General features: G+C 69.4%; 13 protein-coding genes. 2 read left to right on the forward strand and 11 right to left on the reverse strand.

The window, feature by feature from the left end; all coding sequences use genetic code 11:
* Window positions 1–283: 283 nt before the first annotated feature.
* The 7 genes from mnmA to A37U_RS0118685 form a co-directional block, all read right to left on the reverse strand.
* Entirely contained in the window at window positions 284–1372 is a 1089-nt protein-coding gene (gene mnmA, locus A37U_RS0118655; RefSeq protein ID WP_020498185.1) for a tRNA 2-thiouridine(34) synthase MnmA, read from the reverse strand.
* Window positions 1369–2574, reverse strand: coding sequence for a cysteine desulfurase family protein (locus tag A37U_RS0118660; RefSeq protein WP_020498186.1), 1206 nt, complete (start codon window positions 2572–2574; stop codon window positions 1369–1371). Before A37U_RS0118660 ends, mnmA begins: the two co-directional genes overlap by 4 nt.
* A 22-nt stretch (window positions 2575–2596) precedes the next feature.
* Window positions 2597–3943 carry an MFS transporter gene (locus A37U_RS0118665; RefSeq protein ID WP_020498187.1) on the reverse strand — a complete coding sequence of 449 codons (1347 nt, stop codon included), beginning with the start codon at window positions 3941–3943 and terminating at the stop codon, window positions 2597–2599.
* Window positions 3944–4192: 249 nt separating this feature from the next.
* Window positions 4193–5107 carry a lysophospholipid acyltransferase family protein gene (locus A37U_RS0118670; protein ID WP_026197357.1) on the reverse strand — a complete coding sequence of 305 codons (915 nt, stop codon included), beginning with the start codon at window positions 5105–5107 and terminating at the stop codon, window positions 4193–4195.
* On the reverse strand, window positions 5104–5886 hold the full coding sequence (locus tag A37U_RS0118675; RefSeq protein ID WP_020498189.1) for a GNAT family N-acetyltransferase: 783 nt from the start codon (window positions 5884–5886) through the stop codon (window positions 5104–5106). Before A37U_RS0118675 ends, A37U_RS0118670 begins: the two co-directional genes overlap by 4 nt.
* Before the next feature lie 212 nt (window positions 5887–6098).
* The gene (locus tag A37U_RS0118680; protein WP_020498190.1) at window positions 6099–7058 is read right to left on the reverse strand and encodes an electron transfer flavoprotein subunit alpha/FixB family protein; all 960 of its coding nucleotides are present in this window, start codon (window positions 7056–7058) and stop codon (window positions 6099–6101) included.
* A 34-nt stretch (window positions 7059–7092) separates the two neighbouring features.
* The gene (locus A37U_RS0118685; RefSeq protein WP_020498191.1) at window positions 7093–7875 is read right to left on the reverse strand and encodes an electron transfer flavoprotein subunit beta/FixA family protein; all 783 of its coding nucleotides are present in this window, start codon (window positions 7873–7875) and stop codon (window positions 7093–7095) included.
* Window positions 7876–8118: 243 nt separating this feature from the next.
* Here A37U_RS0118685 and A37U_RS0118690 point away from each other — a divergent pair, with 243 nt between their 5' ends.
* The gene (locus tag A37U_RS0118690) at window positions 8119–9033 is read left to right on the forward strand and encodes a glycosyltransferase family 2 protein (protein WP_020498192.1); all 915 of its coding nucleotides are present in this window, start codon (window positions 8119–8121) and stop codon (window positions 9031–9033) included.
* 25 nt (window positions 9034–9058) lie between these two features.
* Entirely contained in the window at window positions 9059–9991 is a 933-nt protein-coding gene (locus A37U_RS0118695) for an NAD-dependent epimerase/dehydratase family protein (RefSeq protein ID WP_020498193.1), read from the forward strand.
* A gap of 17 nt (window positions 9992–10008) precedes the next feature.
* Here the strand turns inward: A37U_RS0118695 and A37U_RS0118700 are convergent, their stop codons facing one another.
* The 4 genes from A37U_RS0118700 to A37U_RS0118715 all read right to left on the reverse strand — a co-directional run bounded on the left by A37U_RS0118700 (window position 10009) and on the right by A37U_RS0118715 (window position 13541).
* The gene (locus tag A37U_RS0118700) at window positions 10009–10380 is read right to left on the reverse strand and encodes a DUF2304 domain-containing protein (RefSeq protein ID WP_020498194.1); all 372 of its coding nucleotides are present in this window, start codon (window positions 10378–10380) and stop codon (window positions 10009–10011) included.
* 7 nt (window positions 10381–10387) lie between these two features.
* Window positions 10388–11083 (reverse strand): glycosyltransferase family 2 protein, encoded by a 696-nt coding sequence (locus tag A37U_RS0118705; protein ID WP_020498195.1) that lies wholly within the window; start codon window positions 11081–11083, stop codon window positions 10388–10390.
* Window positions 11084–11411: 328 nt separating this feature from the next.
* Window positions 11412–12140, reverse strand: a complete 729-nt coding sequence (locus A37U_RS0118710; protein ID WP_020498196.1) for a FadR/GntR family transcriptional regulator — start codon at window positions 12138–12140, stop codon at window positions 11412–11414.
* 27 nt (window positions 12141–12167) lie between these two features.
* Window positions 12168–13541, reverse strand: coding sequence for an L-serine ammonia-lyase (locus A37U_RS0118715; RefSeq protein ID WP_020498197.1), 1374 nt, complete (start codon window positions 13539–13541; stop codon window positions 12168–12170).
* Window positions 13542–13546 lie beyond the last annotated feature (5 nt).

A 13546-nucleotide genomic window follows, 5' to 3' on the forward strand; every position in this document is an offset into this window, starting at 1 on the left:
GGGCTGCCTTAGGCCGATGCGGAATTCGTGTCGATGACGTTACGCCCAGGTATCACGAAGGCACAAACAGCGACGCGACTCACGGACCACGACAGGGAATCCCCCGTGATTACCGTGGTTTTAAGAAGCTTTTATCAACCGGCGGCGTCAGATGAACGAGAAGCGAACAACATCGGAAAAACGACGGACCGGCGTCAAGAAAACAGTAAAAAATCGGCGCCGGAAAGCACTCTCCGCAAATACCGCACGCGGGTTAGCCTCGGCGCCGATTCTTACTCGAATTCTACGCTGTCCTGTCGATGGTGGCGGCCAGCAGGGCCAGGTCGCCATCCGCGGATTCGGTGTAGGCGACCAATTTCTGGCCGGGCGCGACCCCGCTGATGGACTCGCGCAGGTGCACCGTCACCCCGTCCTCGACCGGGGCCACCACCGCGGGTGCGACCCCGCCGTGCGCCCGGATCTGCACGGTGACCTCGGCCGGACCGGCGAGCTGCTGCCCGCCCGGGTAGATCACCTCGGAGCACTCGATCTCATCGACGGTCAGCCGGTCCCGGGAACCCACCCGGACGGTGGCGGTCACCGGTTCCAGGGAGAGCACGTAGCGCGGACGCCCGTCCACCGCGGGGGCCTCGACACCGATCCCCTTGCGCTGGCCGACGGTGAACCCGTGCACGCCCGCGTGCTCGGCGAGCACCTCGCCGGTCTCGTCGTCCACGATGGTGCCCGGGCGGGTGCCGAGCCGGGACTCGACGAATCCACGGGTGTCCCCGTCCGCGATGAAGCAGATGTCGTGCGAATCCGGTTTGCGCGCCACGAACAGGCCACGCCGCTCGGCCTCGGCGCGCACCTCGGACTTGCGGCTTCCGCCGAGCGGGAACAGGGAATGCCGCAGCTGCTCCGCGGTGAGCGAGGCCAGCACATAGGACTGGTCCTTGCCTTCGTCCACGCTGCGGCGCAACTCCGGGGAATCGTCCACAGTGGACAGTCGGGCGTAGTGTCCGGTGCACACCGCGTCGAAACCGAGCCCGATCGCGCGTTCGAGCAGTGCGGCGAACTTGATCCGCTCGTTGCACCGCACGCACGGGTTCGGGGTTCGGCCCCGTTCGTATTCGGCGAGGAAGTCGGCGACCACTTCCTCGGTGAACTCCTCGGAGAAATCCCAGACATAGAACGGAATCCCGAGCATGTCGGCGGCGCGGCGGGCATCACCGGCGTCCTCGATGGTGCAGCAACCACGGGATCCGGTGCGCAGGGTGCCCGGTTTCGCCGAGAGCGCCATGTGCACCCCGGTCACCTCGTGGCCCGCCTCGACGGCGCGCGCGGCGGCGACCGCCGAGTCGACACCACCGCTCATCGCGGCGAGGACCTTCATGACATCTCCTTCACTCGGTCGGTCTTCCTCCGGCGCAGCGAGGGCACCCCACGCCCACGCGCCCCGGTCACGGCTTCCCCGAGCACCTCACCGAGCGCGCTGACATCCGCGTCCGTCGAGGTGTGCCCGAGGGAGAAGCGCAGGCAGCCGCGTGCCGCCTCAGCGTCCGCCCCCATGGCGAGCAGTACATGACTCGGCCGGGAGACCCCGGCGGTGCACGCCGATCCGGTCGAGCACTCGATCCCCCGCGCATCCAGTGCGGCCAGCAGCGTGTCACCACGGCAGCCGGGGAAGCTCACGTGGGCGATCCCGGGGAGGCCGCCGTGTTCCGGGCCGTTGACGACGGCATCGGGGACCGCGGCACACACCGCGGTGAGCAGCAGCGCCCGCAGCCGGGCCAGTTCCCCGGCATGCGTTTCCCGTTCGGAGACCGCGAGCTCGAGCGCCCGCACGAAACCCAGGATCGTCGCGGTGGCAAGGGTTCCCGAGCGCACCTCGCGTTCCTGTCCGCCGCCGTGCAGCACCGGGGTGCACGCGGTGTCCCGGCGCAGCAACAGCGCCCCGGCCCCGACCGGCCCGCCGATCTTGTGCGCGCTGCAGCTCAGCGCGGCCACCCCGAGCGCGGCGAAGTCCACTTCGAGCACGCCGACCGCCTGCACCGCGTCGGTGTGCACCGGGATCCCGTGCCCGGCGGCGATCGCGGCCAGCTCGCGCACCGGATTCACCGTGCCCACCTCGTTGTTCGCCAGCATCACGCTCACCAGCGCCACCGAATCCGGATCGTCCCCGATGGCGGCGCGCAACTCCTCCGGCGCGACCCTGCCGCTCGCGTCCACGCCGAGCACCACGAGCTCGGCCTCCTCGTGATCGCGCAGCCATTCCGCGGTGTCCAGCACGGCGTGGTGCTCCACCGCGGAGACGAGCACCCGGCGCCTGCGCGGGTCCTCCGCCCGGCGCGCCCAGTAGATCCCCTTGACCGCGAGATTGTCCCCCTCGGTGCCGCCTCCGGTGAAGATCACCTCCGAGGCACGCGCACCGAGGCGGGCCGCGCAGGACTCGCGCGCCTCCTCGACCCGCCTGCGCGCGGCCCGTCCCGAGGCGTGCAGCGAGGACGGGTTGCCCGCTGCCCGGAGCGCCTCGGTCAGCACGGCGACCGCCTCGGGGCGCATCGGCGTGGTCGCGGCATGGTCGAGATACGGCATAACGTACCCAGGATACGCGAGCTCACCTGGCCCTTCGCGAGACGATCGCACCCACGGCGCACAGCAGGAGCATTCCGCACACGAGCACCGCGACTCCAGGGCCGGGCGCCCCCGATCCACCGAGCTCGGCCAGCAGTGCCCCGCCGAGACCGATGAACAGGGTGGCCGAGCCCCGGTCGGCGAGCTGCATCGCCGAGACGTTCAGGCCGCGCTCCCGCTCCGGGGACAGCCGGAACAGCAGCACGTTCATGCTGGGCATCCCGATGCCGTTGCCGAATCCGACCAGGGGCCAGCCGATCAGCGCCAGCCAGCCGGGCACGAACGGCGCGGTCACGGCGAGCACGCAGGCCAGGCCAAGGACCAGGAAGACGAATCCGGCGCCCAGCAGGCGCTCCCTGGCCAGTCCGGGGTGTCTTCCCTGCCAGTAGGACGCGGCCGACCAGCCGAGCGCCATCATCGTGAGCGGTATTCCGGCGAGCACCGGCGAGTACCCGTGCACGACCGTCAGCACCAGGGGAAGGAAGGCCTCGACCGCGTCGGTGGCCCCGGCCATCAGCCCGCGGGCGAGCACCACGACCGGCAGTCCACGGCGGGCCCGCACGGTGCCGCGCGGCAGCAGCCGGTGCAGCGCGAGGGCGAGCACCACCAGCGCGGGCACGCCGTAGCCGAGCGCGGCAGGCCCCGGATGCTGACCGGCCCAGCTCACCCCGGCGATGCCCACGGTCACCCCGAGCGCGGCGAGCAACCGCCCCGGTCCGGTGCGGGATCCGGAATCGGGTCCGCCCAGTCCCCGTACCGCGGGCACCAGCAGCAGGAATCCGAGCAGCACCAAGGGAACCAGGGCGAGGAAGACCAGTCGCCAGGAGGCGTACTGCGCGGCGAGCCCGGCCAGCGGCATGCCCAGTACGGCCGGAAGCACCCAGGCCGCCGCGGTGAGCCCGTAGACCTTGGGCCGCAACCGGTCCGGGAACACCGCCGCGATCAGCACCTGCAGTGCCACCGCCTGCAGACCGGCGCCGAGTCCCTGGACGGTGCGCCCGAGCAGCAGCAACGGCATCGTCGGCGCGCATCCGGCGAGCAGCAGCCCGGCGCAGAACACCGCGAGCCCGGTCAGCAAGGGCACCCGCGGGCCACGGTTGTCGCACCACGCGCCGCCGAGCACCGTGGTGCCCATGCTCGCGGCGAGGTAGGCGACGAACGGCCAGGCGTAGAGCGCGCCACCGTGCAACGCGCCCACCATCGTCGGCATCGCGGTGGCCACCCCCATCGCCTCGAAGGCGACCAGGGTGATCAGCAGGACCGCGCCGAGGGCCGTGGAGCGGTAATGCCGAGACCACAACGACTCGGTGCGCTCCGAGGTGGATGTCATGGCACCCACCTTGCGACCTCCAGAGCGCTGGAGGTCCAGTCCCTGGACTACCTCGTCTTTTTCAGCGGCGTAGCCGCTTCCACCACCCACGCAACCAGCACCGCGGTGGGTTCTCAGGCGTTTCCTCGCGAGGACAGCGCCGACGTGGCGTATGGGCATACATGAGGAGGCCGATCCCGGAGCGAGGGAGCGCCTGAGGTTCCGCTACCCACACCGCGGCTCAAGCCGTCTCGGGACAATTCATGATTCCTACTCCGGGCGGAGCTCCTTGATGGGGTGCTGCCTGGCCATCGGAACCTCCGCGCGGCCGTCGTCCAGCACCGCGCGCATGGCCCGCTCGGTGATCACTGCGAGCTCGCGGCGGTCGGCGGCCCGGCCGGGGGCGATCTCGTCCAGCACGTGCAGTTCCACGACGAGCCCGCGCAGCCGCCCGGCGCGCAGCATGGAGTCGAGCAGCGTGTCGTCCCCGATGAACGCGGGCCAGGTGGTGGGGGTGCCGTCCTCGAGCCGGTAGCGGACGGCGATCGGCAGCACCGGAACCCCGCCGTCGATGGCGGCCTGGAAGGTCGCCGGGCGGAAGTGCCCGGAGGCGAGCCCGCACCAGGTCGTCGCTTCGGGGGTGACGCTGATCAGCGATCCGGCCCGGAGCGCCTTCGTGACCTCGGCGATGGTGCCCGGCAGGGTGGACAGTTCGTCGCGGCGCAGGAATATGGTGCCCGCGACCTTCGCCAGCCAGCCGATCACCGGCCAGCGGGCGATCTCGCTCTTGCCGAGCGCGCGCATCGGGTGCACCGCGTTGACCGCGACGACGTCCAGCCAGGAGACGTGGTTGTTGACCACGAGGGCGCCACGCTTCTCGTAGCTGGCGTCGTCCCGTTCCCCCTGGCCGGGGTTCGCGCCGAAATCGGAGCCGAAGGCCGTGTCGCCGTGCACTTCGAGGCGCGCGCCGAACGCGGAGATGAGCCTGCCGAAGAGCCATTTCACGTAGCGCTGCCGCGGGCACTCACGCAGCACGAACAGCACCGGCGAGGTGCAAAGCGCGAGCAGGAGCATGCTGATGACGACGACGAACCGGGCGGTCACCCGCAACCAGGAAACGGTTGCCGGTTTACCCGCGACACACCCGGAGCCGCACGGTGCGACAGGCAGGTATGGGTTGATCATGCGCTGTGGTCCCCAAGCTGATCACCGAGGAAGAACCGGACATAGCGATGGTCGACATTGTCCATCGAGAACAGGATGAAGAAATCGGCAACGCCGAACTCCGCGTCGAGCATCGGCGGCCCGCAGACCCAGGCACCGAGCCGGAGATATCCGCGAAGCAGCGGGGGAATCCGTCCCCTGGTCGGCCGGGGCGCGCTGTCCACATCGAACGGATGCAGCGGTCGCACCCGGTACGGCTCGGGCGCGTAGTGCTTGGCCGAGACGATGTCCCAGACGCCCGCCGCCTCCGCGCCACCGTCCGCGACCGGCACCGAGCTGCAGCCGACGAGGTATTTCCCGCCCGCGCCGAGCAGGTACTTGGCGATCCCGGCCCAGACCAGGCTCATCACGGCCCCGTTGCGGTGCCCCGGGGCGACACAGGACCGGCCGACCTCCACCATCTCGGCACGGAGTGCGTCCAGATTGCTCAGATCGAATTCGGTGTCCGAGTACAGTTTCCCGGCCTCGCGGGCCCGTGCGGGTGAGAGCATCCGGTAGGTGCCGACGATCGCGCCGGTCGAGTCGTCCCGCGCCACGATGTGGTCGCAGAATTCGTCGAACGGATCGACATCGATGCCGGGTTCCTCGGTAGGAAGAGTCGCCCCCATTTCCCCCGCGAAAACGTCGTAGCGCAGCCGCTGTGCGGCGCGTACCTCGTCCGGGTCCCTCGTCACCAACAGTGAGTACTGGCCGCTCGCCGCGCTCGCGGGCGTGCTCGCCAACAGTTCTGAGGAAGTCATAAGCTCTGTCTACTCGATGCCATTTTCCGACGCCACGCTTTACCGTGACCTCACACGCAAACATACAGGAAACTCTTGGTATCCATGGGGAACCCGGGCGCAGTATGACCTTTTCCACTGGGGTGGTGGACCTTCCCACGAACATCGCGGGCCCGGTGCGAAATACGCACCGGGCCCGCGATGTTTCAGTCCTCTGGGCTACCCCTGAATGATCAGCCCTTGCGGCCCTGCACCTCGGAGGTGAGCTGCGGAGCCACGTTGAACAGGTCCCCGACGACGCCGTAGTCGGTGATCTCGAAGATCGGCGCCTCCGGGTCCTTGTTGACCGCGACGATCGTCTTCGAGGTCTGCATCCCGGCGCGGTGCTGGATCGCCCCGGAGATACCGAGCGCGATGTACAGCTGCGGGGAGACGGTCTTCCCGGTCTGACCCACCTGGAACTGCTGCGGGTAGTAGCCGGAGTCGACCGCGGCACGGGACGCGCCGACGGCCGCGCCGAGCGAGTCGGCCAGCTTCTCGACGACCTCGAACTGCTCCGCGGAGCCGACACCGCGGCCACCGGAGACCACGACCGAGGCCTCGGTGAGCTCCGGGCGGTCCCCGCCGACGATCGGCTCGTTACCGGTGATCTTGGCCGACTTCGCGGCGTCCACCGCGGGCGCCGAGACGGTCTCCTCCGCCGCGGCACCGCTGGACTGCTCCGGCTCGACCGAGCCCGCGCGCAGGCTGATCACCGGGGCACCCTTGCTCGCCTTGGACTTGACGATGAAGCCGCCACCGAAGATGGACTGGGTGACGCTGCCGTCCTCGGCGACGTCGACCGCGTCCACGAGCAGACCGGAGCCCAGCCGCACCGCGACCCGGGCGGCGATCTCCTTGCCGCGCGCCGTCGCGGGCACGAGCACCGCGGCCGGCGAGGCCTGCTCGGCCACCGCGACCAGGGCGTTCACCTCAGGGGTGACCAGGTAGGTGCCCGCGTCCTCGGACTCGGCCGCGTACACCTTGGCGGCGCCGTATCCGGCGAGCGAGTCCTTCAGCTTGGCCGCCGATCCCGCGGCGCCGACCACGACCGCGGAGGGCTCCCCGATCCGGCGCGCGGCGGTGAGCAGTTCAAAGGTCGACTTCTTGGCTTCCCCGTCGAGGTGGTCGACGAGCACAAGTACTTCTGCCATTGTTCTCCTCTTTCTTCCGTCTCGTCGGGGTTGCTCAGATCAGCTTCTGCGTGACCAGGTACTCGGCGATCTTGGTGCCGCCGTCGCCCTCGTCCTCGGCCTTCTGACCCGCGGCGCGCGGTGGCTTCGGCGCGGCCTCGGTGACCGCGGACCAGGCGTTGCCCAGGCCGACCTCACCGGCGTCGACCCCGAGGTCGGCCACGGTGAACGTGTCGACGGGCTTCTTCTTCGCGGCCATGATGCCCTTGAAGGAGGGGTACCGCGGCTCGTTGATCTTCTCCGCAACCGAGACGATCGCGGGCAGGTTCGCCTCGAGGTAGGTCAGGCCCTCGTCGGTCTCCCGGGTGGCCTTGACCGTCTGGCCCTCGATGCTGACCTCGCGGGCGTGCGTCAGCTGCGGAAGGCCGAGCAGTTCGGACAGGATGGCCGGGATCGCCCCGCCGCCACCGTCGGTCGCCTCGTTGCCCGCCAGCACCAGATCGGGCGCGTCGCCCTTGCCGATCGCCGCGGCGATCACCTTGGCCGTGGCGAGCACGTCGGAGCCGTGCAGGGCGTCATCGCAGACGTGCACGGCCTTGTCCGCGCCCATGGAGAGCGCCTTGCGGATCGCGTCGGTCGCCCGGTCGGGGCCGACGCAGACCACGGTCACCTCGCCCTCTCCGGCTTCCTTGATCTGCAGCGCCTGCTCGACGGCCTTCTCATTGATCTCGTCGAGCACGGCGTCGGCGGAGTCGCGGTCGAGCGTGCTGTCGGCATCGCTGAGTTTGCGCTCCGAATAGGTGTCCGGCACCTGCTTGACAAGGACGACGATGTTCATCGGTCTGCCTCGACCTCCTCGTGTAAATGGGCCTAGCTGGTTTCTTGCTGCTTTCCCTATTGCGCAAACCTTGCCATGACATGCGGATTTGCACAGGTCGAGGCTGATGTTACTTATCGGTAGCGGCGGCGCAACCAGCACAGGCGCGTGAATCCCGTGATGGTTCTCACCACACTACCTGTACCATCGTCCAGGTACTACCTCGCTTCGGAACCGATACGGCGAGGTGCCAGGATGGGTGCGATGAGCGAGTTCACGAGCGAGAACGAACCCGAGATCGACATCCTGTTGCCGTTCTACGGCGACGTCGCCCTGATGCGCGAGGCGGTGCACAGCGTGCTCGCCCAGGACACCGGCGGCTGGCGGCTGACCGTGGTCGACGACGGGGATGCCGAAGGGGTTCCCGAATGGTTCGACTCGCTCGCCGACGAGCGGGTCCGCTACTTCCGCAACCCGCGCAATCTGGGGGTCACCGGAAACTTCCAGCGCTGCCTCGAACTGGCGGAGTACGAGCGGGTGACCCTGCTCGGCACCGACGACCTGCTCGCGCCGAACTACGTGCGTACCGTGCGCGCCGCGGCGGCGAGGCACGAGGGCATCGGAATGATCCAGCCGGGTGTGGAGGTGATCGACGAACACGGCGAACCGGCGACCGGGCTCGCCGACGCGGTCAAACACCGGATCTACGCGCCGCGGGTGCGCGAGGAACTGGTGCTCGGCGGGGAACCGCTCGCGACCAGCCTGCTGCGCGGGAACTGGCTGTATTTCCCCTCGCTGAGCTGGCGTACCGAGGCGATCACGGCGACCGGGTTCCGGCCGGATCTGCGCACCACCCAGGATCTCGCGCTCGAACTGGACCTGATCGAACAGGGCGAGCGGCTGCTCGTGCTGACCGAGCCGTGTTTCAGGTACCGCAGGCACGGGGCGAGCGTCTCCTCGACGATGGCCACCGACGGGGACCGCTTCCGCGAGGAGCGCGCCCTGTTCCAGGAGGCCGCGCGGCGGTTCGGCGCGCTCGGCTGGCGCAAGGCGGCCCGCGCGGCCCGAGTGCACTCCGGGTCCCGGCTGCACGCCCTCACCCAGGTGCCCGGCGCGGCTCTCGGCAAGGACCGCGCGGTGCTCGGCACGCTGCTCCGGCACGCGGTCACGAACCGCTGAGAAGGCGTGTCCTACGCTGCCTGCCATGCACGCACTCGTGACCGGCGGAGCCGGATTCATCGGATCCACCCTCGTCGACCTGTTGCTCTCCGAGGGGCACCGGGTCACCGTCCTCGATGACCTGAGCAGGGGCAGCAAGGACAACCTGGCCGGTGCGCTGGCCGGCGGGACCTGCTCGCTCGTCGAGGCCGACATCACCGGCGAGGAACTTCCCGGCATCGTGCGGGATGCGGCCCCCGAGGTGATCTTCCACCTCGCCGCGCAGATCGATGTGCGCTCCAGTGTCACCGATCCGCTCGCCGACGCCCGCGCCAATGTGCTCGGCACCATCAATCTCGCCGAGGCCGCGCGCAAGGCGGGCGTGCGCAAGATCGTGTTCTCCTCCTCGGGCGGCTCCATCTACGGAAGCGCGGCCGAGCTCCCGATCACCGAGGCCTCCCCGGTGGACCCGGAATCCCCTTATGCGGCAAGCAAAGCGGCCGGGGAGATCTACCTGAACACCTTCCGCCACCTCTACGGCCTGGAGTGCACCAACCTCGCGCTCGCCAATGTGTACGGGCCGCGCCAGGATCCGCACGGGGAGGCCGGGGTCGTGGCGATCTTCGCCGGGCGGCTGCTCGCCGGGGAATCCACCACGGTGTTCGGCGACGGGGGCAACACCCGGGACTACGTCTACGTCGGCGATGTGGCCGCCGCGTTCCTCGCCGCCGCGGGCGCCGCGGGCAACGGGCGCCGCTACAACATCGGTACCGGGGTGCGCACCAGCGACCGCGAACTGCACGGCCTGGTCGCGCGGGCCGCGGGCGCGGCCGACGAACCGGAGTACGCCCCCGCGCGGCTCGGTGACCTACGGGATTCCGCGCTGGACGCGAGCCGCGCGGACATCGAGCTCGGCTGGCGCCCGCAGGTGGACATCGCCGAAGGGGTTCGGCGCACCGTGGACCACTTCCGCGGCTGAGCGTGCGGCGACCGGGGTCAAGAGCGCTGCTCCGGCTCCGGTTCCTGCTCGCCGTCCTCGGGCAGCTGGCGGTTCTGGATGGCCACCGCGCGCACCAGTTTGGCGTAGCGGAACTCGAGCTCCTTGAACCGCAGATAGGTGTTGATGGTGGCGAACCCGAACGCCACGATGAACGCGTAGAGCACCAGGTCGGTGCCCCGGCCGACGCCCACGAAATGCGCCACATCGGTGAGCAGGTTCGGGTCGAGCACCGCGATCACCGCGAAGATCAGGAACAGCGCGAAGCCGACCTTCACGCTCGCCGCCGTCTTGCTCTTGCCGTGGTGGCGCAGGAAGAGCAACAGGCCGAGGAGCACCGCGAGGATGAGCAGGATCTGAATCACGATCATGGTCGGTTCACCGCCTAGGTCCGGTCTTGAGCACGCTGTCCCACACGATGTTGACCCCGTTGAGCAGGGACTGTCCCTTCGACATGGAGTATGCCGTATAGAGGATGGTCACGGGTTCCTCGGCGACCCGCCAGTGGTGCACGTCCATCAAGTGCACGAGTTCGGAGGCGTGTCCCATGCCGTTGAGCCGGATGTTGATGTCCCAGGCGACCTTGCGGTTGAACGCGCGCAGCCCGTTGTGCGCGTCGGAGAGCCCGAGCCTGCGGGTGCGTGGGGACAGCAGCACCACGGTGCGCAGCACGAACCGCTTGAGCCAGGGAATGTGGCTGGTGTCGGCCGATTTGCCGAAGCGGGTGCCCACCACGATGTCGATGTCCTCGGTGCGCAGCCGGTGCAGCATCCGGAGCACATCCTCGACCTGGTGTTGGCCGTCCGCGTCGAAGGTGACGAAGTATTCGGCGCCCGGCTGGGCCCGGGCGTATTCGATGCCGGTCTGCAGCGCGGCGCCCTGGCCGAGGTTCACCGGATGACGCACCAGGTGTGCCCCGGCCTCGTGGATCTCGCTCGCCGAGTTGTCTCTGCTGCCATCGTCCACGCAGATGATGTTCGGGAAGGTGCGCCTGGCCTCGCGGACCACCTCGGCGATGACCTGACTCTCATTGAACACCGGGATGACCATCCAGACATCCGCCCGTTCGCTCACCCGTCTGTCCTCCGGTCATCTCAAGGCTGGGCTGTCACGGAACGCACCCCGCGAGCCGATGACACAGTGTAGGGGCCGTGAAGTACCGGGCCGGATTCGCCCCAATAGAGTGCGTCTGATGACTCTCGTCCGTCGCGAGCGGGTGTCCAGCGTGGATGCGGTGTCCTGCGGGACACCCGCGCCCGAGGCAGCGGCAGGATTGAGCCGCAGTGGGTTTCCGCGGTGATCGAGGACAACGCTGGCTGTACTAGCGCCGCGCTGGCCTGCGAAGGTACTTCGCCGACGCTGCAGCGCAGCAGGACACGGAGTCGTCAGATGCGCTCTTATCTCAGGCACCGGAGAGGAAGCCGCGCAGCAGGGCCGCGGTGCCCGCGAGATGCTCGGCCATCGCCACGCGCGCGGTCTCCGGATCGCCGTCCAGGATCGCTCCGACGACCCGCTCGTGCTGCTCGTCGGAGTGCGCCAGGTTCGGCTCGAGTAACGGAATCCGGTCGAGCAGGCCGTTGACCCGGGACCGTACATCGGCGACCGCGGCGGTCAGCGAGGCCGAACCCGTAACCTCGGCGATCGCCAGGTGCAGCCGCGAGTCCTTGCGGCGGTACTCCTCGAGGGCGCTTCCCGAGCTCGCGGCCAGCTGTGCCCGCAGGTGCTCCCGGGCCTGCTCGGTGAGTTCCGCCTCCGCGGCTGCCGCTGCCGCTCCCGGTTCCAGCACCCCGCGCAGCACCAGCACGTCCTCCACCGAGTCTTCGGCGGCGTGCCGCTCCGCTCCCCTCGCCTCCGGTTCGGTCCCGGTGACGAAGGTGCCGCCATAACGGCCGCGGCGCGATTCCACGTATCCCGCCTCGGCGAGCGCGTGCAGCGCCTCCCGCAGGGTCGCCCGGGACACCGCGAGGCGCGCGGCCAGTTCCCGTTCCGCGGGCAGCCGGTCCCCCGGGCCGAGCACACCGAGCCGGATCGCTTGGAGCACCCGTTCCACGGTCTCCTCGAAGGCGTTGCCCGCGCGGACCGGGCGCAGCAGCGCCGCCCCGGCGATGGGAACCTCGAGGTGCTCGGTCACGCCACCACACTAGTTGCTACGGGCTGCTCAGCATTCGATGACGTTCACCGCGAGCCCGCCACGCGCGGTCTCCTTGTACTTGCGCTTCATGTCCGCACCGGTCTCGCGCATCGTCTTGATCGCCTTGTCCAGCGAGACGTAGTGTTCCCCGCCGCCCCGGATGGCCATGCGCGCCGCGGTGATCGCCTTGACCGAGGCGACCGCATTGCGTTCGATGCACGGGATCTGAACCAGTCCGCCGACCGGATCACAGGTGAGTCCCAGGTTGTGTTCCACGGCGATCTCGGCGGCATTCTCCACCTGTTTCGGGGTGCCGCCGAGCACCTCGCACAGTGCCCCGGCCGCCATCGAACACGCCGAGCCCACCTCGCCCTGGCAACCGACCTCGGCACCGGAGATGGAGGCGTTCTCCTTGTACAGCACGCCGATCGCGCCCGCGGTGAGCAGGAACCGCACCACGCCGTCCTCGTTCGCCCCCGGTACGAACCGCCAGTAGTAGTGCAGTACGGCCGGCACGATCCCGGCGGCGCCATTGGTCGGCGCGGTCACGATCCGCCCGCCCGCGGCGTTCTCCTCGTTCACCGCGAGGGCGAACAGGGTCACCCAGTCCATGACGCGCAGCGGGTCGGTGGAGAACGGCTCACCGGAGAGCTTGTGGTAGAGCTCCGGGGCGCGCCGTTTGACCTTGAGCCCGCCGGGCAGGGTGCCCTCGGTGGCACAGCCGCTGTCCACGCATTCGCGCATGACCCGCCAGATGCGCAGCAGGCCGGAACGGATGTCCTCGGCGGCCCGCCAGGACTGCTCGTTCTCCAGCATCACCCCGGAAATGGGCAGCCGGGCCTCGTTCGCTGCCTCGATCAGCTCCCGCCCGGAATGGAACGGGTGGGCGACCGGGGTGGTGTCCGGGGTGATCCGGTCGGCGCCCGCGGCCCGCTCGTCCACCACGAAGCCGCCGCCGACCGAGTAATAGGTCCGTTCACGCAGCGGATTCCCCGCCGCGTCGAAGGCCCGGAAGATCATCCCGTTCGGGTGCTGTGGCAGGGATTTCCTGCGGTGCAGCACCAGATCGGTGTCCTCGACGAAATCGACCTCCCACTTGCCGTCCAGCCACAGCTGGTTGGCCGCGCGAATCCGCTCGACCCGCTCGGCCACGGTGGCCGTGTCCACGGTCTCCGGGTCCTCGCCCTCGAGTCCGAGCAGCACGGCCTTGTCGCTGCCGTGCCCGAAACCGGTGGCGCCCAGCGATCCGTAGAGCTCGGCCGCGACGCGTTTCGTCGCGGGAAGCTCGCCATCCGAGGCGAGTCCCGCGACGAACATGCGTGCCGCGCGCATGGGGCCGACGGTGTGGGAGCTGGACGGTCCGATACCGATGGAGAACAGGTCGAACACGCTGATGGCCATGCGCG

It is taken from the genome of Sciscionella marina DSM 45152 (assembly GCF_000379465.1).
GTDB lineage: Bacteria > Actinomycetota > Actinomycetes > Mycobacteriales > Pseudonocardiaceae > Sciscionella > Sciscionella marina.

What these genes read in the sequence shown, in the direction of transcription:
- A37U_RS0118690 (WP_020498192.1), top strand. Translation starts at nt 8,119, where the DNA reads ATGAGCGAGTTCACGAGCGAGAACGAACCCGAGATCGACATCCTGTTG.
- A37U_RS0118700 (WP_020498194.1), bottom strand. Translation starts at nt 10,380, where the DNA reads ATGATCGTGATTCAGATCCTGCTCATCCTCGCGGTGCTCCTCGGCCTG.
- A37U_RS0118695 (WP_020498193.1), top strand. Translation starts at nt 9,059, where the DNA reads ATGCACGCACTCGTGACCGGCGGAGCCGGATTCATCGGATCCACCCTC.
- A37U_RS0118670 (WP_026197357.1), bottom strand. Translation starts at nt 5,107, where the DNA reads ATGATCAACCCATACCTGCCTGTCGCACCGTGCGGCTCCGGGTGTGTC.
- A37U_RS0118665 (WP_020498187.1), bottom strand. Translation starts at nt 3,943, where the DNA reads ATGACATCCACCTCGGAGCGCACCGAGTCGTTGTGGTCTCGGCATTAC.
- A37U_RS0118680 (WP_020498190.1), bottom strand. Translation starts at nt 7,058, where the DNA reads ATGGCAGAAGTACTTGTGCTCGTCGACCACCTCGACGGGGAAGCCAAG.
- A37U_RS0118715 (WP_020498197.1), bottom strand. Translation starts at nt 13,541, where the DNA reads ATGGCCATCAGCGTGTTCGACCTGTTCTCCATCGGTATCGGACCGTCC.
- A37U_RS0118660 (WP_020498186.1), bottom strand. Translation starts at nt 2,574, where the DNA reads ATGCCGTATCTCGACCATGCCGCGACCACGCCGATGCGCCCCGAGGCG.
- A37U_RS0118685 (WP_020498191.1), bottom strand. Translation starts at nt 7,875, where the DNA reads ATGAACATCGTCGTCCTTGTCAAGCAGGTGCCGGACACCTATTCGGAG.
- A37U_RS0118675 (WP_020498189.1), bottom strand. Translation starts at nt 5,886, where the DNA reads ATGACTTCCTCAGAACTGTTGGCGAGCACGCCCGCGAGCGCGGCGAGC.
- mnmA (WP_020498185.1), bottom strand. Translation starts at nt 1,372, where the DNA reads ATGAAGGTCCTCGCCGCGATGAGCGGTGGTGTCGACTCGGCGGTCGCC.